Origin of the sequence: Yinghuangia seranimata (assembly GCF_029953285.1) — a bacterium.
Lineage (GTDB): Bacteria > Actinomycetota > Actinomycetes > Streptomycetales > Streptomycetaceae > Yinghuangia > Yinghuangia seranimata.
Window position 1 is genome coordinate 1 of sequence record NZ_JASAOI010000028.1, and the last position, 20379, is coordinate 20379.

Annotated in this window: 18 protein-coding genes; 13 read left to right on the forward strand and 5 right to left on the reverse strand. The window is 73.8% G+C overall.

What is annotated here, in order from left to right; all coding sequences use genetic code 11:
• Window positions 1-236 precede the first annotated feature (236 nt).
• The 9 genes from QI554_RS18330 to QI554_RS18370 all read left to right on the forward strand — a co-directional run bounded on the left by QI554_RS18330 (window position 237) and on the right by QI554_RS18370 (window position 11755).
• Entirely contained in the window at window positions 237-1199 is a 963-nt protein-coding gene (locus QI554_RS18330; RefSeq protein ID WP_281471123.1) for a zinc-binding dehydrogenase, read from the forward strand.
• Window positions 1200-1363: 164 nt separating this feature from the next.
• Window positions 1364-2905 carry an ABC transporter substrate-binding protein gene (locus QI554_RS18335; RefSeq protein ID WP_281471124.1) on the forward strand — a complete coding sequence of 514 codons (1542 nt, stop codon included), beginning with the start codon at window positions 1364-1366 and terminating at the stop codon, window positions 2903-2905.
• A gap of 404 nt (window positions 2906-3309) precedes the next feature.
• Entirely contained in the window at window positions 3310-4854 is a 1545-nt protein-coding gene (locus tag QI554_RS18340) for a N,N-dimethylformamidase beta subunit family domain-containing protein (RefSeq protein ID WP_281471125.1), read from the forward strand.
• Window positions 4855-5068: 214 nt separating this feature from the next.
• Window positions 5069-6418 carry a PucR family transcriptional regulator gene (locus tag QI554_RS18345; RefSeq protein ID WP_281471126.1) on the forward strand — a complete coding sequence of 450 codons (1350 nt, stop codon included), beginning with the start codon at window positions 5069-5071 and terminating at the stop codon, window positions 6416-6418.
• Window positions 6419-6696: 278 nt separating this feature from the next.
• Entirely contained in the window at window positions 6697-7569 is an 873-nt protein-coding gene (locus QI554_RS18350; RefSeq protein WP_281471127.1) for an ABC transporter ATP-binding protein, read from the forward strand.
• On the forward strand, window positions 7566-8447 hold the full coding sequence (locus tag QI554_RS18355; RefSeq protein WP_281471128.1) for an ABC transporter ATP-binding protein: 882 nt from the start codon (window positions 7566-7568) through the stop codon (window positions 8445-8447). Before QI554_RS18350 ends, QI554_RS18355 begins: the two co-directional genes overlap by 4 nt.
• Complete coding sequence (locus QI554_RS18360) at window positions 8444-9334, forward strand: branched-chain amino acid ABC transporter permease (protein WP_281471129.1); 891 nt, start codon at window positions 8444-8446, stop codon at window positions 9332-9334. The genes QI554_RS18355 and QI554_RS18360 overlap by 4 nt, the downstream gene beginning before the upstream one ends.
• Complete coding sequence (locus QI554_RS18365; RefSeq protein ID WP_281471130.1) at window positions 9327-10466, forward strand: branched-chain amino acid ABC transporter permease; 1140 nt, start codon at window positions 9327-9329, stop codon at window positions 10464-10466. Before QI554_RS18360 ends, QI554_RS18365 begins: the two co-directional genes overlap by 8 nt.
• Window positions 10463-11755, forward strand: a complete 1293-nt coding sequence (locus QI554_RS18370) for an ABC transporter substrate-binding protein (RefSeq protein WP_281471131.1) — start codon at window positions 10463-10465, stop codon at window positions 11753-11755. The genes QI554_RS18365 and QI554_RS18370 overlap by 4 nt, the downstream gene beginning before the upstream one ends.
• A gap of 186 nt (window positions 11756-11941) precedes the next feature.
• Here QI554_RS18370 and QI554_RS18375 read toward each other — a convergent pair whose 3' ends face one another.
• Window positions 11942-12679, reverse strand: a complete 738-nt coding sequence (locus QI554_RS18375; RefSeq protein ID WP_281471132.1) for a hypothetical protein — start codon at window positions 12677-12679, stop codon at window positions 11942-11944.
• Window positions 12680-13011: 332 nt separating this feature from the next.
• Between QI554_RS18375 and QI554_RS18380 the strand changes: the two genes are divergently transcribed.
• The gene (locus tag QI554_RS18380; RefSeq protein WP_281471133.1) at window positions 13012-14520 is read left to right on the forward strand and encodes a purine-cytosine permease family protein; all 1509 of its coding nucleotides are present in this window, start codon (window positions 13012-13014) and stop codon (window positions 14518-14520) included.
• Here QI554_RS18380 and QI554_RS18385 read toward each other — a convergent pair.
• Entirely contained in the window at window positions 14486-15133 is a 648-nt protein-coding gene (locus QI554_RS18385) for a TetR/AcrR family transcriptional regulator (protein ID WP_281471134.1), read from the reverse strand. The genes QI554_RS18380 and QI554_RS18385 overlap by 35 nt on opposite strands.
• A gap of 75 nt (window positions 15134-15208) precedes the next feature.
• Between QI554_RS18385 and QI554_RS18390 the strand changes: the two genes are divergently transcribed.
• The 3 genes from QI554_RS18390 to QI554_RS18400 all read left to right on the forward strand — a co-directional run bounded on the left by QI554_RS18390 (window position 15209) and on the right by QI554_RS18400 (window position 18124).
• Window positions 15209-15685 carry a MarR family winged helix-turn-helix transcriptional regulator gene (locus QI554_RS18390; protein WP_281471135.1) on the forward strand — a complete coding sequence of 159 codons (477 nt, stop codon included), beginning with the start codon at window positions 15209-15211 and terminating at the stop codon, window positions 15683-15685.
• Between the two features lie 67 nt (window positions 15686-15752).
• A complete protein-coding gene (locus tag QI554_RS18395) occupies window positions 15753-17078 on the forward strand; it encodes an acyl-CoA dehydrogenase family protein (protein ID WP_281471136.1) in 1326 nt (441 codons plus the stop codon).
• 38 nt (window positions 17079-17116) lie between these two features.
• On the forward strand, window positions 17117-18124 hold the full coding sequence (locus QI554_RS18400) for a phosphotransferase family protein (RefSeq protein WP_281471137.1): 1008 nt from the start codon (window positions 17117-17119) through the stop codon (window positions 18122-18124).
• A gap of 241 nt (window positions 18125-18365) precedes the next feature.
• Here the strand turns inward: QI554_RS18400 and QI554_RS18405 are convergent, their stop codons facing one another.
• The 3 genes from QI554_RS18405 to QI554_RS18415 all read right to left on the reverse strand — a co-directional run bounded on the left by QI554_RS18405 (window position 18366) and on the right by QI554_RS18415 (window position 20355).
• Window positions 18366-19160: an SDR family NAD(P)-dependent oxidoreductase gene (locus QI554_RS18405; protein ID WP_281471138.1), complete on the reverse strand. Its 795-nt coding sequence runs from the start codon at window positions 19158-19160 to the stop codon at window positions 18366-18368.
• Window positions 19157-19843 (reverse strand): SDR family oxidoreductase, encoded by a 687-nt coding sequence (locus tag QI554_RS18410; RefSeq protein WP_281471139.1) that lies wholly within the window; start codon window positions 19841-19843, stop codon window positions 19157-19159. Before QI554_RS18410 ends, QI554_RS18405 begins: the two co-directional genes overlap by 4 nt.
• A gap of 98 nt (window positions 19844-19941) precedes the next feature.
• On the reverse strand, window positions 19942-20355 hold the full coding sequence (locus QI554_RS18415) for a nuclear transport factor 2 family protein (RefSeq protein WP_281471140.1): 414 nt from the start codon (window positions 20353-20355) through the stop codon (window positions 19942-19944).
• Window positions 20356-20379: the final 24 nt, after the last annotated feature.

The following is a 20379-nucleotide window of genomic DNA, read 5'->3' on the forward strand; positions in this document are numbered from 1 at the left end:
GGGGCCCCCGGCTTCGCCGGGTGTCGGGGGGGCCCGGGGCCGCGTGGGGGGGGGCCACCGCCGTTTGGCCCACCCGTCGCCCCCCACCGCCCATATTCGAAAGCGCTTCGCGCCTGCCCCTCCCACCCGTCGCCCCCCACCGCCCATATTCGAAAGCGCTTCGCGCTTGCCCCTCGCCCGCGCCTCCTGCGGGTCCCCGACGGGGCGCCCGTGGGGCCGTCGATAAGGTCGCAGCCATGTTTGCCGTGAGCGCCGTGCGCATCAGCCCCGACGACCCGCTGTCCGGACTGGAGTTCGGGGAGCGCCCCGAACCCGGCGCGGACGCCCCCCTGCCGCCCGGTTGGACGACCGTCACGGTCAAGGCCGCCTCGCTCAACCACCACGACCTGTGGACGCTGCGCGGCGTGGGCATCACCGACAAGCAGCTGCCGATGGTCCTCGGCTGCGACGGCGCCGGCATCGACGAGGACGGCAACGAGGTCGTCATCCACTCCGTCATCGGCGGCCTCGGCACCGACGAGCCCCGCTCGATCCTGACCGAGAAGTACGACGGCACGTTCGCGCAGAAGGTCGCCGTCCCGCGCTGGAACCTGCTGCCGAAGCCGAAGGAGCTGTCCTTCGAGGAGGCGTGCTGCCTGCCGACGGCGTGGCTGACCGCGTACCGGATGCTCTTCACCAACTCCGGGGTGCGCCCCGGCGGGACGATCCTCGTGCAGGGCGCGGGCGGCGGCGTCGCCACCGCGCTGATCGCGCTCGGCAAGGCGGCCGGCTACCGCATGTGGGTGACCAGCCGCGACGCCGCCAAGGGCGCGCGCGCCGTCGAGCTGGGAGCTGACGCGGCGTTCGCGTCCGGCGAGCGGCTGCCGGAGCGGGTCGACTCGGTCATGGAGACGGTCGGCGCCGCGACGTGGAGCCACTCGGTGCGCAGCCTCAAGCCGGGCGGCAGCGTCGTCATCTCGGGGGCGACCAGCGGCTCGAACCCGCCGGCCGCCGAGCTGACCCGGATCTTCTTCCAGGAGATGCGCGTCGTCGGCTCCACGATGGGCGACAAGGAGGAACTCGCAGGGCTGCTCAGCCTGTGCGCCAACACCGGCGTGCGCCCGGTGATCGACACCGTGCTGCCGCTCGAGCGGGCCCGCGAGGGCTTCGAGCGGATGGAGCAGGGCGACCAGTTCGGCAAGATCGTCTTCACGGTCTGAGACGTACGCGGCGGGGGCGGGTCCGGAACGCCGGGCCCGCCCCCGTGCCGTTCGCCGTGACGCCCGACGCCCGACGTCCGGGTTGCGGGCACCCCGGGTACGGATGCGGGCGGGCCCTCGCGCACGCCTTAGGCTTGCCGCGACGTCACGGAAGGAACCCCTCGATGGATCTGGGCCGACGCCGCTTCCTCGCGCTCGGCGCCGGGGCGGGGCTCGCGGTCGCGGGCGGCGGCCTGCTCACCGCGTGCGGCGGCCGGCCCTCGCTGCACACCGGCGGCACCCTGGCCGTCGCGCTCCCCGAGTACCCCGCGGTGCTCAACCCGGCGTCGGGGACCTCCGACGTCGCGCGGTGGATCGCCGACCCGGTCGTCGAGGCGCTGTACGCCTACCGCGACGACACCACGCTCGAACCCGTCCTCGCCGCGGCCGACCCGCAGGTGTCGCCCGACGGGCTGACCTGGACCGTCCGGCTGCGGGACGGTGTGCGGTTCGGCAACGGCGACGCGTTCGACGCCTCGCACGTCGCGGAGGTGCTTCGGCACGTCGGCCAGGCGTCGACCGCGGGTGACTGGGCGCCGTACCTGGCCGGCCGGTTCGCGTCCGTCGACGCGGTGGCGCCGGACACCGTACGGATCGTGCTGGCGCGGCCGTTCGGCGTGCTGCGGCAGTTCCTCGCCGCGCTGCCGGTCCCGCACGCCGCGACCCTGGGCGACCCGCAGGCGCTGGTCGGCACCGGGCCGTTCCGCGCCGACGCGGTCGTGCCGGGGCAGTCCGTCCGGCTGCTGCGCAACGACGGCTACCGCGGGCCCAAGGCGCCGCTGGACGGCATGGAGTTCCGGATCGTCGCGGACGGCACCGCCCGCACCGCGGAACTGCGGGCCGGACGCGTGCGGATCGACCCGCGGCTCGGGCCCGAGGCGCTCAAAGCCGTGCAGAAGTCCGGCTCGCTCCAGGCGCACGCGGTGCCCGCGCCCGTCGACCTGGTCACCGCGCTCAACCTGCGGCGCGCCCCGTTCTCCGACATCGCGGTGCGGCGGGCCCTGGCGGCGGGCATGGACCGGCGCGCGGTGCGCGACACGGTGTGGAAGGGCTTCGCGCAGCTGGGGCAGGGGCCGGTCGGGCCGGCGACCGAGGGCTGGACCGACACGTACCAGTGGTTCGGCGAGTCGGTGGACGCCGACCGGGTCCGGGTCCTGCTCGGCGAGGCCGGGGTACCTGCCCCCGTGCGGTTCACGCTGCTGACCACGGGCCCCGACGAGGTCCGGGCGACCGCCGCGGCGCTGGTGACGCAGTGGAGCCGGGTCGGCTTCGACGTCCGGACCGAGGACGTGGACGCCGACACATGGCGGCGCCGCCGCCGGGCGGGCGACTACGACCTGGCGCTGAGCCTGCGTCGCCCGGCCTACGCGACCGGCCGCACCGCGTTCGACGTGCTGTCGCCCGCGGCCTCCGACCATCCCGACAACACGGGATACGCCAACCCCGAACTGGACCGCCTGCTGGCCGAGGCGTGGGCGACCCCGGACACCTCGCGCCGCGCCAAGCTGTGCGCGCTGGCCAACGAGATCCTGGTCCGCGACGCGGTGATGATGCCGCCGGTCCACCCGCGCCTGCTGGTCGCGCAGACGAGGGGCGTCGAGTCGCTGAACGAGAAACAGCTGGCCTTGGGGCGGCTGGAGCTGGCGGACCTGCACCTGAGGTCATAGGGGCGGACCCGGACGGCGGGTCGACCTCGCGCGTCGTCCGGGCGGTCCGACAGGTCGTCGACGACGGCGATGTCCACCGGGCGCCGCCGCCGCGTGGCCGAACTCGCCGTAGAACACGGCGTCCCGGTCCTGCAGGACAGCGCGCACGCGGCCGCCCTCGCACTCGGCGAACCCGCCTGCCGCCTGTCGTGCGGGGCCCGGGCGACGCGGCGACGGGCCTGCTGGGCTCAGGCGGCGCCCTCCCGGGGGCTCGCGCGGCGCCTTCCTGGGGGCGCGAGCGCGCCGTTCGCCGCGGTGGCCGTCGGGCCCACGTCCGTCCCCCACTCGTACGCGTGTGTGGACTCGCCACCCGTCCGGGTGGCGCAGGACGGCTCGGCGCGCCCGCCGGGGTTATGGTCGGCCGCATGGCGCAGGGTCAGGACGGTTCGCCTCCCCGGAACGTCACGCGGCGGTGGGCGCTCGGGGCCGCGGCGGCCGGGGCCGGTTTCGTGCTGTTCGGGCGGGGCTCCGGGCCGCGTCGGCCGCACCGCGGCACCCGCACGGCGCACGCCGCGCCGCAGCCCAGGCCCGTGCTGCCCGCGCGGCCGGGGCTCGTCGAGGCGGAGAACGCCCTGCCGGGGGACGCCGGTTGGCAGCTCGGACCCAAGGTGTCCTCCGACGCCGTCGGGCAGATCAAGGGCTATGCCGCCGAGGCCGCGGTGCCGGTCGGCGGGCGGGTGCGGCTGAAGGTGTCGGTGGACACCGACCAGCCGTTCGGTGTCGAGGTGTACCGGCTGGGGCACTACGGCGGCGCGGGCGGGCGACTCGTCGCGAAGGCCGAGGGCGTGCCCGGTGTGCGGCAGGCGCCCGCGCGGCTCGACGCGGACGACGGCACGGTCGTGTGCGACTGGGCGGACTCGTGGGAGACCGAGGTGCCGACCTCGTGGACCGGCGGGGCCTACACCGCGGTGCTCACGAACGCCGACGGCTTCCGCAACCACGTCCCCTTCACCGTCACCGAGCCGGAGCGTGAGGGCGACTTCCTCGTCGTGCTGCCGGTGACGACGTACCAGGCCTACAACGAGTACCCGATGGACGGCGCGACCGGCCGCAGCCTCTACTACGGCCAGGATCCGGCGACGCGGAAGTCCAACGCGCGGCTGAAGGCCAGGGTGGTCTCGTTCGACCGCCCCTACGCCGGCGGCGGCCTGCCGCAACTGTTCGACCTCGACCACGCGTTCGTCCGCTGGGCGGAGAGCCGGGGCTACGACCTCGTCTACGCGACGAGCGTCGACCTGCACGCGGGCCGCGTCGACCCGACGCGGTACAAGGCGCTGGTCTTCCCGGGCCACGACGAGTACTGGTCGCAGGAGATGCGCTCCCACGTCGAACGCGCGAGCGCAGCGGGCGTCGGGCTGGTCTTCCTCACGGCCAACAACATCTACTGGCACGTCCGCGTGGAGCCTTCCGCTTCGGGCGTCCCCCACCGGCTTGTGCGGTGCCACAAGGACGCCCGGTCGGGGTCGGACCGCGCCGCGCCGGGCCCGACGGTGCGGTGGCGCGACCTGCACCTGCCGGAGCAGGGGCTGCTCGGCGTCCAGTACGTCAGCGTCGTCAAGGGCGAACATCCTTTGGTGGTCCGCGAGTCCGGCCACTGGTTCTGGTCCGGTACCGGCTTGGCGGACGGCGACGCGCTGCCCGGCCTGGTCTGGGGCGAGGCCGACCGCCGGTTCGACGGCCTGGCGGAACCGCGGGGCACCGAGGCGGTGTTCCTGTCCAGGTCGGCGTACGTGGACGGGCACGGGCGCGACCAGACGCAGGAGAGCTCGCTGTACCGCGCCGCGGGCGGCGGCCTGGTCTTCACGGCCGGCACGTTCCGCTGGCCGCAGGCGCTCGGCGACCCGAGGTTCGCGGATCCGCGCGTGCAGCGCGCGACGGCGAACCTGTTCGACCGCCTGCGCGGTGCCTGAACCCACGTGCCGGGCGGCCCCGCGCAAAAGGGATTACTCAAGCACCGCCGCGCGATGAACGGGCGCCCACGGGCCCGTTGCTGTGGCACCGCACAGCCGTGCGCCGGTCGGCCGAATCGTTACATCAGAAGCACCTCCTCCTGCGCGCCCGCCGGTGGCAGGCTTGGGCATCTGCACCTTGCACGGCAATCCGCCCAGACCCGGTGGAGGCACGATGCACGTTGCGATACCGCCCGGACTCAGCGCCGAAGGCGTCGGCCCCGCGGCGTCGGAGGCCGCCGCGGAACCCGCCGCGGAGTCGGCCGCCGAACCGACCGCCGAGCCCCTCGGTGAACCGCCCGACCGGCCCCGCGCGGCCGGCCCCGGCCCCGACGACCTGCCGCACAACCGCCTGTTGCGGCGCGCCGCACGGGCCCTGATGGAACGGCTGCCGGAGCTGACCGACCGGCTCGTGGCCGCGGTCTACGAGCAGGAGGCCGCGTACCGCGACGGTCCGGTGCCCGCCGACGAGCTGTGGCAGGGCTGCCACGAGTCGCTGCGCAGCGCCCTGCTGGTGCTCATGGTGCCGCACGGCCAGGGCGAACCCAGCCCCCAGACCTGGCGTTTGGGCCGAAGACGCGCTGAACAGGGCCTGCCGCTCGACGCGTTGCTCCACGCATACCGCATCGGCGGCGTGCTCGTGTGGCAGGCGCTCGTCGAGACGACGGTCGCGCAGGACCTCGACGGCGTCCGCGAGCTGGTGCACGCGGCCACCACGGTGTGGCGGGTGGTCGACCACCACTCCACGCTCGTGTCGGACGCCTACCGCAGCTTCGCGCACGAGCTGACCAGCCGTCACCACGAGCGCACCCGCGCGCTGTTGGACGCGCTGCTCGACGGGCGCGCGGACGCCGCCGACCTCAGCGCGGCGTCGGCGGTCCTGGACCTGCCCGAGGAGGGCCGCTACGCGGTGGCCATGCTGCGGCACGGTCGCCCCGGCACCGGCCAGCACGACGGGCCGCGCCCGACGGGCGTCGAGGGCGCGCACCTGCTGTGGCGGTCGCGGGCGGACGCCGAGTTCGCCGTAGCGCTGCTGCACAAGGGCGCCGACGACGCGGACGCGCTGGCCGGCCTGGCGAAGGCGGTGGGCCCGTCGGCCAGTTCGCGGGCCGGGGTGGGCCTGGTCGTGGACGGCCTGCCGGCCCTGGCCCGGGCGCGTAGGCAGGCCGAGATCGCGCTGCGCACCTGCACGGTGGACGGCGAGGTCGCCCGCCTCGACGAACGCCTGCCCGCGGCGCTCGTGGCCTGCCAGCCCGACCTGTCCTCGGCGTTGGCGACCCGGACGTTCGGCCAGGTCCTCGCGCTGGACGCGGCCGACCGCGAACTGCTGCTCGGCACGCTGGCCGCGTGGTTCGACGCGGGCGGCTCGGCGGCCCGCGCGGGCGCGCGGCTGTTCTGCCACCGCAACACCGTCCTCAACCGGCTGCGTCGGTTCGAACAACTGAGTGGCCGGGACCTCGGGCTGCCGCGCGACCTCGTGGAGCTCGGCCTCGCGCTGGACGCCTACCGCCTGACCGGCGTGTAGGCCAAACCGCCAGAAAAGCCTACCAACCGCCGCACGCCGCCGGGGCCTGTGCGGCTGCACAAGGCCGCCGCGCCCGGGTTGGTCGCGTGCCCCGTCATCGTCCGGATCTCTGGACGCTGCTCGCCGAACCGTGCTGTGGTGTCGGTCACTTCCAGGGAGCGGCGTTCGCGCGGGGGAGCTAAGCGAACGCTCGCGAGGCACCGCCGGCGAGCCCGTGCGGCGTCCACGTCCGCGATCCGTCTCTGCTCCATGTCCGACATCCGAGAGAAGGAGACCGGATGGCACGGTCGGAAAACGGTCCACCGCACTCCGGCGGCGACGCCCTTCGCGTCGACCGGCTGCACGTCGCCTACGGGCGCTCCGTCCAGGCGCTGCGCGGCGTGACCGTCACGGTGCCGGCGAGCGGCATCGTGACGGTCCTCGGCGCGAACGGCGCCGGCAAGAGCACTCTGTTGCGCGCCATATCCGGCACGCTGTTCCTGCACCACGGCGCGATCGAGGGCGGCACGGTCAGCTACGGCGGGCGGACCCTCAACGGCCGCGACTCGGCCGCCGCCGTGCGCGCCGGGATCGTTCAAGTGCCTGAGGGCAGACGGGTGTTCGCGCGCCTGTCGGTCGCCGAGAACCTCCAGGCCGGGCTGCTCGGCACCGGCGGACGCCGCTCGGCGCGGGCCCGCGAGGCGCGCGACCGCGTCTTGGAGCTGTTCCCGGTGCTGGCCGAACGCGAGCACCAGCGCGCGGGGCTGCTGTCCGGCGGCGAGCAGCAGATGCTCGCGATCGGCCGCGCGCTGATGGCGGGGCCGCGCCTGCTGCTGCTCGACGAGCCGTCGCTCGGCCTTGCGCCGCGCATGGTCGGCCGCATCGCCGGCGTGGTCCGCGAGATCGCCCGGCAGGGCACGGCCGTGCTGCTCGTGGAGCAGAACGCGGCGGTCGCGCTCGACCTTGCGGACACCGCCTACGTGCTGGACGTCGGCGAGGTGCGGCTCACCGGCCCGGCCGGCGACCTCGCCCGCACCGACGAGGTGCGGCGGCTGTACCTGGGCGAACACGACGCGCAGGCCGTGGACGGCGCGGCCCGCGAACCGGCCGCCGCCACGGCGGGCACCGCGCCCGCTCGCGCCGCGGCCCCGCTGCGGAGGTGGCGCGGATGACCCACGCCGCCACCACCCACAAGACCGACGCCGAACCGGACTTCACCGTCCCCGAACTGGCCGTGCGCGCGGTCACCGTCCGCTTCGCGGGCCTGGTCGCGCTCGACGCCGTCAGCTTCTCCGTCGCCCCCGGCAGCATCCACGCCGTCATCGGCCCCAACGGCGCCGGCAAGTCGACGTGCTTCAACGTGCTGTCCGGGGTCTACCGCGCCGAACGCGGCACCGTGCACCTCGGCGACCGCGAGCTGACCGGCCTGCCGCCGCACCGGATCGCCGCGCTCGGTGTGGCGCGCACGTTCCAGAACATCGTGCTCACGCAGGGCACCGTCGCCGACAACCTCATGCTCGGCCGCCACGCGCTCACCCGGGCCGGGTTCACCGCGACCGCGCTGCACCTGCCGTCCGCCGTCCGCGAGCAGCACAGGCACCGAGAACGCGCCCGGGAGATCGCCGAGTTCCTCGACCTCGGGGCGGTCTTCGACCAGCCGGTCACGCTGCTGCCGTACGGCGTGCGCAAGCGCGTCGAGATGGCCCGCGCGCTGTGCATGGAACCCAAGGTGCTGCTGCTCGACGAGCCGGTGGCCGGTATGAACGCCGACGAGCGGCTGCGCACCGCCGAGGCGATCACCGCCGTCCGCGACGGGCTGGGCATCTCGATCGTGCTGGTCGAGCACGACATGGGCCTGATCATGCGGCTCGCCGACGAGGTGACGGTGCTCGACTTCGGGCGCCGCATCGCGGGCGGCACGCCCGACGAGGTGCGCCAGGACCCCGCGGTCGTCCGCGCCTACCTGGGGGCGGGCGACGACGGCGACAACAGCGGGAACGGCCGGAACGGCGACAACGGAGACGCACGAGAGAACGAGGAGCGGCAATGACCAAGCTCTCCGAGATCGCCCTCAACGGGCTCGCCCTCGGATCGGTGTACGCCCTCATCGCCCTGGGCTTCGTGGTGATCTTCAAGGCCTCCGGGGTGATGAACTTCGCGCACGCGTCGCTGCTGCTGCTCGGCGGCTACGTGATCGCCCGGTTCCACGACGAACTCGGCTTCGCGGGCGCGGTGGTGGTCGGCGTCCTGGCGACCGCGGCCGCCGCCGGCGTGATCGAGGTGCTGTTCATCCGCGGCCTGGGCAAGGTCGAACTGCACGTGCTGACGATCCTGACCATCGGCGTCGACATCCTCCTCACCACCGAACTGGTGCGCCGGATCGGCTCCGACAAGCTGTCGCTGGGCGACCCGTGGGGGACCGACGCGGCGCACATCGGCGACGTGTACGTCGCCGAGGCCCGCATCGCCGCGATCGTCGTGGCGGTCGTGCTGATCGGGGTGTTCTTCATCGCGTTCCGGTTCACCTCGTGGGGCCTGTCGATGCGGGCCGCGTCCGAGGACCGCGAGGCGGCCGCGCTGATGGGCGTGCGCATGAAACGCGTCCAGCTGATCGCGTGGTGCGTCGCGGGCGGACTCGCCGCGGTCGCGGCGGTGTTCCTGACCGCCGCGCCCACACCGGGGCTCGACCGCACGACCGGCCTGGTGGCGCTCAAGGCCTTCCCCGCGGCGGTGCTCGGCGGCATGGACTCCGCGCTCGGCGCGCTGATCGGCAGCCTGCTGGTCGGTCTCACCGAGGCGCTCGCGGCCGGCTACCAGAGCGAACTGGACGCGTTCGGCGGCGACGTGTCGAGCGTGGCGCCGTACGTCGTCATGATCCTGGTCCTGCTGGTGCGGCCGACCGGGCTGCTCGGGTCGAAGGAACTGAGCCGTGTCTGACCGGCTTGCCGCGCTGCTGCGCCCCGCCGCCCTCGGCACGCTGGCGGGGCTCGTCGTGCTCGCCGCGCTGCCCTTCTACCTGACCGACTTCTGGCTGCTGACCGGCCTGTTCGCGATGGCCGCCGCGCTCGGCGCGATCGGGCTGAACCTGCTGTCCGGAACGACCGGGCAGCTGTCGCTGGGGCACTCGTTCTTCCTGGCCGTCGGCGCGTACGGCTACATCTGGTTCGCGGGCGACGACGGCCGCAGCGGCACCCACGACGTCACCGGGCTCGGACTGCCGACGCCGATCGCGCTGGTGGCCGCGGTCCTGCTGGCCGGCGTGATGGGCGGGCTGTTCAGCCCCATCTCGGGCCGGCTGCGCGGCATGTACCTCGGCGTCGCCACGCTCGCGCTGGTGTTCATCGGCGAGCACGTGATGAACAACGCCACGACGGTCACGGGCGGCTACAACGGGCGCGCCGCCGAGCCCATGACGTTCTTCGGCTTCACCCTCACCGACCGGGAACCGCACCTGGAGGTGCTCGGCATCGAGTTCGGCGCGTACGAACGCCTCTGGTACCTGGCCCTCGTGCTGCTGGTGGTCGGCGTCGTGGTGGCCCGCAACCTGCTGCGCGGCCGCCCCGGGCGGGCGCTCGGCGCGGTACGGGACAGCGAGATCGCGGCCGCCGTGATGGGCGTGCCCGTCGCCCGCTACCGGTCGGCGGCGTTCGTCGTGTCGTCCATGTACGCGGGTCTCGCCGGTGTGCTGCTCGCGCTGGTGTTCGGCCGGGTCATCCCGGACTACTTCGGCCTCGCGCTGTCCATCGACTACCTCGCGATGATCGTCATCGGCGGCCTCGGCTCGGTCGGCGGTGCGGTCGCCGGCGCCGCGTTCGTCACCGTGCTGCCGCAGCTGTTCGCGCACTACGCGGGCGCGCTGCCGCTGGTCACCGCCACCGGCACCGACGGCATCGGCCCGCAGGAGGCGTCCCGCTACCTGTACGGCGCGGCCATCGTCCTCGTCCTGCTGTTCTCGCCCGGCGGCCTGGCCGGGCTGGCCCGACGCACCGCCGCACCGCGCCGCCGCGCGGCCGGCCACGGAGCCACCTCCCGTCCGCGCACCAAGGAGCCCCAAGGAGCAGACACGTGAAGCCAGGTTCGGGCACCAGAGCCGTCTGCGCGGTCCTCGCCGCGCTGGCGTTGACCGTGACCGCGTGCAGCACCAAGGACGACAAGAAGGACGACGGCGGGGGAGCCAACCCGTCCGCGCCCGGCAGCCCCGGCGGCAAGGTCAAGACCGGGCCCGGGGTCACCGACACCGAGATCCACATCGGCGAGCTCTCCGACCTGAGCGGGCCGTACGCGCCGCTCGGCAAGAGCGTCACCAACGCCGAGCAGCTGTATTTCGACCAGATCAACGCGGCCGGCGGGATCTGCGGCCGCAAGGTCGTCATGGACGTCAAGGACCACGGCTACGACGCGCAGAAGGCGCGCACCGCCTACACCGAGATCTCGGGCAAGGTCGTCGGTATCTCGCAGATGGTCGGCTCCGCGATCGTCACGCAGCTGCAGGACGACATCGAGCGCGACGGGCTGCTGACGCTGCCGCAGGCGTGGGCGTCGACGCTGCTCGGCAAGAAGGTCATCCAGGTCACCGCGACCACCTATGACGTCGAGATCATCAACGGGTTCGAGTACCTGGCGCGCACCGCGCCGCTCGCCTCCGGCGACAAGGTCGGACACATCTACACCGACGACGAGTTCGGCGCGAACAGCGCGCTCGGCGTCAAGTACGCGGCGCAGGCCGCGGGTGTCTCCGTGGTCGACCAGAAGATCAAGCCGACCGACCAGGACATGACCGCCGCCGTCACCGCGCTCAAGTCGGCCGGGGTGAAGGCGATCATCGTCAGCGCCAGCCCGCGGCAGGTCGGGCCGGTCATGGTCGTCACCGAGTCGGCGGGCTTCAAGGTGCCCGTGCTGTCGCACTCGGTCGGCTTCCACCCACAGCTCCTCGCCGTCGCGGCCGCCCCGATGGAGGCGCGCCTCGCCATCACCAGCCCGGTCCCGGCGATCAGTTCGACCGACCTGCCGGCCGTGGCCAAGCTCGGGTCCGACTACCTGGCGAAGTTCCCGGGCAGCTCGCTCGACCAGGGCGTGATGTCCGGCTACGCCGCCGCGGGCATCTTCGGCGAGGACCTGAAGGCCGCGTGCGCCGCGGGCGACCTGACCCGCGAGGGCCTGGTGGCGGCGCACCGCAAGCAGACCGGCATGGACCTGGGGCTCGGGCTGAAGCTGGACTTCTCCTCGAACGCCAAGCCGCCGTCGTACCAGACCTTCATCCTCAAGGTCGACAAGTCCAAGCCCGGCGGCCTGGTGACCGTCGAACCGGCGCACGAGGTCCCGGGGGCGAAGTCGTACACGCTCCCGAAGACCGGCTGACCGCACGCGCAGGACGGCCGGGCCCGATCGCCAAGCGGGCCCGGCCGTTCGCTTGTCCTCACCGCGGCGTCCCCGAACCGGGCCCGACTGTACGGATTGTGACCGTCCACCACTTCCCGTCAGCGCCGGTTTCTGACTGACTGGTCATGGGCCCGGGGCGGTGGCGTCCCCGGGCCCACCTCTCCCTCAGACCGGGCGCAGGTGGACGATCCCCACCGGGTGGTGCGCGGACGCCGTGCGCAGTTCGCCGGCGCGGATGTGGGCCAGGAGGCCGTGGGCCCCCGTCTCTTCGAGGATGCGGATCGTGGTCGGGCGGTGGTCCGGGTGCAACGATTCCGCGCCGCCGCCGTTGATCAGGGCGATCGTGTGGACGCCGCGGCACGGGGTGGTGTCGTGCGCCGCGTCGGCGGCGATCGAGGGCCGTGCCCCCGCGGCGTGGTGGTGGCGCGCCGGGTCGGAGAGCGCCACGACGCCCACGTCGCGCCGGGTCAGGATCGTTCCGGGACCGAGCACGAGCTGGTCGACCCGGCCCTCCGCGAGCCGGACCGCGACGATCGAGGCCGTCGGGGTGCCGTGCAGCGCGAGGTCGCAGCGGCCGCCGTGCAGGGCGGCCGTTTCCGCGATGGCGTCGGACAGGCAGTCCCGGATGGGGCGCTCGGGCCGGTCGGTGAGCCGGGCGAGCAGGTGCGCGCCGAGCCTGCGGAGGTACCAGCCGGTGCCGTGGCCGCAGCCCTCGACCGGGGTGCGGTGGGCGAGCGCGGTGGTGACGACGACGGCAGCCTCGGGGGTGGCCAGCGCGAAGACGCGGTCCCGGGGGCGGCGTGGTCCGCCGCCCGGCAGGTTGCGGTCGCCCGGGGCGCCGGCGTCCGAGCCAGCGTCCGAGCCGGGGTCCGAGCCGGGGTCCGTCACCACCTCGACATGCACGGTGATCAGTCTCGGGGAGGCGTGGGCCCCGGGTCAGGCGCACGGTACGGATTGGCTCGAACGTGTCACCCGTACGTGATCTGACTGCCCATCAGAAAACTGATCCCGCAGGCGGTCAGAGGGCCCCTGCGCCCCGTTCGCGGCGGGCGTCGGCCCCGTGGCACAAGGGATCGGGCGCGGGTGTGTACGCGCTGTGCCCGGGCGGATGCGCGCGCGTTGCCTCACAAATGGGTGGAAGTCAATGCTGTACAGCAAACCTGTATGGCCGTACAGTCCGAGACGACCACCCTGCCGCCCCCGTACCCCGGCCCGATCCCTGCGGAGGTCTCCCCATGGGGCACACCCCCGACGCGCCCGCCTCGTCCGTCGACGCCGTCCCCGCCGCCGAACCGCACGGCCCCGAGCAGCACGGCGTCGACACCATCCCCGAGGCCGAGCGCACCGCCCGCCCCCGCGACCTGGTGGCGATCCTGGTCGGCGCCAACCTCGGCTTCACCAACATCGTCTTCGGCTGGCTCGCCGTCTCCTACGGCCTCGGCCTGTGGGCGGCGCTGTCCGCGACCGTCGTGGGCACGCTGCTCGGCGCCGCGTTCGTCGCCCCGCTCGCCCTGATCGGCCTGCGCTCGGGCACGAACAACTCGGTCGGCTCCGGCGCGTACTTCGGCGTACGCGGCCGGCTGATCGCCTCGGTGATCGGCGTGCTGCTGTCGACCGGCTTCATGGCCGTCACGGTCTGGGCGGGCGGTGAGGCCATCGTGGCGTCCCTCGTGCGCCTCGTGGGCCTGCCGGAGTCCGACGCCGCCTATGCGGTCGGGTACGCGCTGCTGGCCGCCGTCGCGACCGTCGCCGCGGTGTACGGCTTCAAGTGGATCGTCCTGCTCAACCGGCTCGCCGCGCCGATCATGACGGCCGTCATTGTGCTCGGCCTGATCGCCTTCTGGCCGCACATCGACTTCTCCGCGCCGAGCGACCCCTCCGCGTACGCGCTCGGCTCGTTCTGGCCGACCTGGCTGCTCGCGATGGTCAGCACCGGCATCGCAGGGCCGGTCTCGTTCGTCACGCTCACCGGCGACTGGACGCGCTACGTGTCCCCGAACCGGCACAGCGGCCGCTCGGTCGTCCGCGCGACCGGCCTCGGCATGGTCGCGGGCCTCGTCGTCCCGCAGGCCTTCGGCGTCCTGACCGCGGTCGCCACCTTCGACCCGGACACCGGCTACGTCGCGGGCCTGGTGCACGCCGCGCCCGCGTGGTTCCTCGTCCCGATCCTGGTCTGCGGCCTGGTCGGCGCGCTCGGCCAGTCCGGCATCGTGCTCTACAGCATGGGCCTGGACCTCGACGCGATCCTGCCGCGGCTCAGCCGGGCCGCCTCCACGGTGCTGGTCGCCGCGGTGTCCATCGCCCTGGTGTTCCTCGGCAAGTTCGTGTGGGACGCCGAGGACGCCGTCACCACCTTCGTCCTCGTGCTGACCTCGCTGGCCACCCCGTGGGCGGCCATCACGCTCACCGGCATGGCCCGCACCCGCGCCCGCTTCAGCGAGCCCGACCTCCAGGTGTTCAACCAGCGGCGGCGCGGCGGCGCGTACTGGTACACCGCCGGGTGGAACCTCCGGGCCACCGCGGCGTGGCTGGTCGGCAGCGCCGTCGGCCTGCTGTCGAACGACTCGGACGCGTGGCACGGCCCGATCGCGGAGTGGTGCTCCGGCGTCGACGTGAGCTTCTTCACCTCGGGGCTGGCCGCGGTGGCGTGCTACCTGCTGCTGACCCGCACGCCGAAGGCCGTCGCCGCGGTGCCGCGGCAGGCGGCCGTCACGGAAGCAGCAGCCGAGCCAGCACGTCGATGAGCAGGTCGCGGGCCATGGCGGGCGGCACCGCCGGGTCCTCCAGGACGATGGGCAGCCCGATCCCGTCGACCATCGCGAGGGCCTGGAGGGCCACCCGCCGCGGGTCCGCGTCGGCGCGGAACCGGCCCGTGGCGGCGCCGTCCTCGACGGTCTGCGCCAGCAGCTCCCGCCACTTCGCGTTGTCGGCGAGCACCTCGGCCCGCCACTCCGGGTCGCGCTGCGCCCAGCGCCACGCCTCGACCCACAGCTGCCACGCGTAGGGCGCGACCTCGTCGGTGAAGCCGACCACGAACGTGCAGACCTTCTGGACCCGCTCCCACGGGTCGGACAGGTCGGCGAGCGCGGCGCGCACCCCGTCGAGGTCGCGCTTCGCGGCGTACCGGAACGCGGCGACGAGCAGGTCCTCGCGGTTGCCGAAGTAGTACTGCAGGGTGCTGATCGGCACCCCGGAGACCTCGGAGACGTCCGCGAACCGCGTGGCGTCCGCGCCGCGTTCGCCGATCACCAGGCACGCGTGCGCGAGGACGTCCTCCCGCCGGCGGCCCGACCTGCGGCCCGCGCGGCGCACGGGAGCGGACGCGGGCGGGACGGCGGATGCGGAGGTGTCGGACACGTCCATGTGTCTATCACGGCCGGGTGACGCCGCCGCATCCGGCGGCGGCGCCGAAACCGCCCTAAGCTGCGCGCCATGACCGATGCCGAGAGCCGTCGCGCGATCAACGAGGCCATCAACTCCGTCAAGCGCTTCGTCAACAGCCGCCAGCTGGACGCGCTGCACGCCGCCCGCTCCGGCGTCGCGCTCAACCTGGTCGCGATCGGCATCCTGCACCGCGTCCTCGACCACGGCCCGGTGCGGCCGACCGAGCTGGCCGAGCTCGCGGACATCCAGCCGGCCGCGCTGAGCCGGCAGATCCGGATCCTCGAGGAGGGCGGCTACATCGTCCGCATCGGCGACGCCGAGGACGGCCGGGTGTCGCTGGTCGACGCGACCGAGTCCGGGCGGGCGGCGTACGCGAGCTTCGCGGCCGCCAACGACGCGCTGCTGGCGGAGCAGCTCAAGGGTTGGACGGCGGAGGAACTGGGTGCGCTGGCCGAGCAGATGCAGCGGCTGGTCGCGGACCTGCGCGGTGTGAAGCGTGGTGCCGGGGCCGAGCACGCAGATTAATTGACATGGTTAAGTAGTCGGGCTAGTTTCCCCGGACGAAAGCCGTCCGCGAACCGGGGAGAAGGCCATGGCCTGGGACTTCCGCACCGATCCCGACTTCGAGCGGGAGCTCGACTGGATCCGCGCCATGGTCGTCGAGGAGATCGAGCCGCTGGACCTGGTCCGGCACCGCATGAGCGCCGAGAACTGGCGCGCCGTCACCGGGCCGCTCAAGCAGCGCGTCAAGGACCGCGGGCTGTGGGCCGCGCACCTCGACCCCGAACTCGGCGGCCAGGGCTTCGGACAGGTCAAGCTCGCGCTGATGCACGAGATCCTCGGCCGCACCGGCTCGGCGCCGAACATCTTCGGCAACCAGGCCCCCGACTCGGGGAACAGCGAACTCCTCGCCGTCGGCGCCACCGACGCGCAGAAGGACCGCTGGCTGTGGCCGCTCCTCGACGGCAAGCTCACCAGCTGCTTCTCGCTCACCGAGCCGCACACCGCCGGATCCGACCCGACCGGCATCACCACGCGCGCGGTGCGCGACGGCGACGACTACGTCATCGACGGGCACAAGTGGTTCGCGTCCAACGCCTCCCGTGCCGACTTCGTCCTCGTCTTCGCCGTCACCGACCCCGACGCCGAACGGCACCGCCGCGCCTCGATGTTCGTCGTCGAACGCGACACCCCGGGCCTGGAGATCGTGCGCAACGTGCACACCATGCACCACCCGTACGACGGCGAGGCCACCCGCAACCTCGGCGGCCACGCCGAACTGCGGTTCACCGGCTGCCGGGTGCCCGCCGAGAACATGATCGGCGCGCCGGGCGACGCGTTCGTCCTCGCGCAGAAGCGCCTCAACGGCGGCCGCATCCACCACGCGATGCGCTGGATCGGGCAGTGCCGCCGCGCGTTCGACATGCTGTGCGAGCGCGCCGTCTCGCGCACGTCGCACGGCAAGCGGCTGGCCGACCAGCAGCTCATCCAGCAGATGGTGACCCGGTCGAACATCGAGATCGAGGCGTTCCGGCTGCTGACCCTCAAGGCCGCGTGGACGTGGGACACCGACGGGCCGAAGGCGGCCCGCCAGGCGGTGTCCGAGGTCAAGTACTGGGGCGCGCAGATCCTCCACGACGTCGTCGACCGCGCCATCCAGGTGCACGGCGCGCTCGGCTACTCGACCGACCTGCCGCTGGAGGAGATGTACCGGCTGGCCCGCAACTTCCGCCTCGCGGACGGCGCCGACGAGGTGCACATCCAGCAGATCGCCAAGATGATCCTGCGCCGCTACGAGGCCGTCGAGGGCTGGCCGAGCGAGCACGTCCCGACGCGTCGCGCGGCCGCCGAACAGCGGTACGCCGACTGGCTCGACCTGCCGGACGGGCAGCCGCGCTACCTGGGGCACTCCCTGTGAGCGGCGGCGAGGCGGGGGCGAGAGCGGACGAGGCCGTCGTGAAGGACCCCGCGGACCCGGTGCGCCTGGCCGCCTGGGCCCGGGACGCCGGGCTGCTCGGCGCCGGGGACCTCACCGTCACGCGGTTGAGCGGCGGCGCGTCCAACCTCACCTACCGCGTGACCGGCGGCGGCCACGACTGGGTGCTGCGGCGGCCGCCCGCGTTCGGCGCGCTGCCGACGGCGCACGACATGGCGCGGGAGTTCCGTGTGCAGGCGGCGCTCGCGGGTAGCGGCGTCCCGGTGGCGGCGATGGTCGCGCTGTGCGGCGACCCGGGCGTGCTGGGCGCGCCGTTCTACCTCATGGAACGGCTGGACGGGGTGTTCCACACCCGGTCCGCCGACGTCGCGGCGCTGGCCCCCACCGTGGCCCGCGAGGCCGGGCTCGCGCTGGCCCGCGCGCTCGGGACGCTGCACGCCGTGCCGCCGTCCGCCGTGGGCCTCGGCGACCTGGCGCGGCCCGAGCCTTACCTGGAACGCCAGTTGCGGCGCTGGCGCGGGCAGTGGGACCGGGTCGGCTTCGACGAGGTGCCGGAGCTCGACCGGCTGCTGCGCGAACTCGGCGACGCGGTCCCGGCGTCCGGCCGGCTCGGCATCGTGCACGGCGACTACAACCTGGGCAACGTGATGTACCGGGCCGACGACCCGGCGCGGGTGCGGGCCGTCCTCGACTGGGAGCTGTCGGCGGTCGGCGACCCGCTCGCCGACGTCGGGCAGCTGCTGGCGTACTGGGGCGCGGCGGGGCGGCTGCTCAACGCGCACCGCGGCGGTCACCTTCCGGACGCCAACGCGGCGCTCCCGGGGCGCGACGAACTCGTCGAGGCGTACGTGGAGACGACCGGCGCGCCGCTGCCGGACCTCGCCTTCTACGAGCGCTTCGCGGTGGTGAAGCTCGCGGTGATCTGCGCGGGCTCGCTGGCGCGGGCGGCGGCGCCGGACCGGGAGCGCGTGGAGCGCACCGTCGGGCTGGTCGCGCGGCTGGCGGCGATCGCGGACGCGACGGGCTGAGCCTTCGTGGGCGGTTCCAAGGGAGTGTTACACGAAGCGGAATGCCTACAACTCGGGCAAATGCCGCGAGGGTTGCGTCCCCGAAGGTAAAATCCCCAGTGATTTGTGATCGGCGGGTGGAGGATCACGTCTCTTTCCGTACAGGATGCTTAGCGTCCCGTCATGGTCGTACGGGACACCGGGGCAGGCCCGGCCGGGGCGGGCCTGCCCCACCTTCACGCCGGTGAGCGCCGGGCGCGGGCTACAGCGCCGTCATCCGCCCGCCGCTGACGACCAGGGTCTGGCCGGTCACGTACCGGGACGCGGGCGCGCACAGGAACGCCGCGCACGGCCCGATGTCCGTCACCGTGTCGCCGATCCAGCCCATCGGGATCAGGTCCGTGATGCGGCCCTCCATCGACGGGTCGAGCCGCATCGCGTTGTCGAGCGCGGGCGTGACGGCCAGCGGCGCGAGGCCGTTGACCCGGATCCGGTCCGGACCCCACTCGCGCGCAAGCGACTTGACGAACCCGCGCTGCGCGCCCTTCGCGGCCGCATAGAACGACAGGTTCGCGCTGCCCTGCATGCCCGCCGGGGACGTGAGGAGCAGGTACGCGCCCTCGGTCGCCTTCAGGTACGGGTGCGCCGCGCGCGCGATCGTGAACGACGCGACCGACGCCACCGCCGCGTGCTCGTCCCACAGCTCGACCGGCGCGTGCTCCAGGTCGACCGGCTCGCTGGACCGGCGGCTCGTGGCGTTGTGCACGACGGCGTCCAGGCGTCCGAACCGGTCCGCGGCGTACGCGAGCGCCGCCTCGACCTGCTCTGGGTCGGTCACGTCGCACACCGCGGCGTCCGCCGTGCCGCCCGCGGCGGCGATCTCGGCGACCACCTCCGCACCGGCCTCCTTGCGCCGCGCGGTCACCACCACGCGCGCTCCGGCCTGCGCCAGCGCGACCGCGATGCCGCGTCCCACCCCGGCCGCCGCACCGGTCACCAACACCGTCCGGCCGGCCAACGAGGCCTCCGGCACGAGGGATTCGGGCTGCCCGGTCACGGGACCATCAGAGCTCCTCCGTCGAGCGGGAACGTCCCGCCGGTCAGATACCGGGCGCCGGGCCCGCACAGCAGCAGCACGACCTCGGCGACCGCCTCCGGCGACATCGCCTCCGCGCCGAGCGCGGCCTCGCTGCGGTCCACGTCGCTTCCGCGCAGCGCCTCGGCCTCGGCGTCCAGCGCGAACACCGTGGGTGCGAGCAGGTGGACGGCGACACCGTCGCGGGCCCACCGCCGGGCCGCCGACTTCGCGAGCGCCCGCAGCGACTCGGCGGCGGTGGCCAGTGGCACTACGCCCGCCCCGCCCTCGATCGCCACACTCGGCGCGACCAGCACGAACCGCGCCTCGCCCCGGCGTTCGGCGGCCGCCTTCAACAGCGGATGCGCGGCCTGGAGCGCGGCCAGCCCGTCCCGGACCGGCTGCTCGGCGAGGCGGTCCCACTCCTGCGCGGACATGTCCACCACGGCGCGGGGGAGCGCCGACCCGGGCGTGTACGGCGCGTACACCACCAGTTCGACACCGTCCGCGGCGATCCCCGCCGCTTCGGCGTCCGCCGCGAGCCCGCCCCCGGACGCCGCCTCGCCGACGACGGTCCCCGCCGCCCGCAACGCGTCGCGGACCGCCCGCGCGATGTCGGACCCGCCGACCACCAAGGCCCCGCCCGGCCCCTGCCTCACCGTCACGACCACACCCCTTCCGCTCCCGCCGAGGAGATCGACCTCGTCAAGGCCGCCGCGACGCTATGTCGGTCTTCACGCGATGACAAGAGACGGTGAGGACGCTAGGTGAGCCGCTCGTAGCAGTCGTAGTTGCGCTGGGCGACGATCTTCCCGTCCCGGAACTCGAGGAACACCGCGATGCGCGCGCGCAGCACATGACCCGCCTTCAGATCGCCGAGGGGGGCGGCGAGGGTGCCGGACCAGGTGACCTCCAGCGCGACGTGATCGCCGGAGGCCACCGCGGTGAGCACCTCGTACCGTTGGTCCGCGAGCAGGGTACGGGCCCTCCCCAGGGCCTCCAGGCTCTCCGCGAGCCCACGGACGAGGCCGTCCGGGAACAGGACGTTCGGCAGCTGCGTGTGCACCATCTCCGGGTGCAGGAACTCCATGAGTTCCGCCGGCTCGGCCAGTCGGGCGACGGCCTCGTGATAGCTGACGGCGGTGCGGACATTGGGGTGTTCCTCGATGTGCGCCATGCCGGCAAATGTTTCACGGCGGCC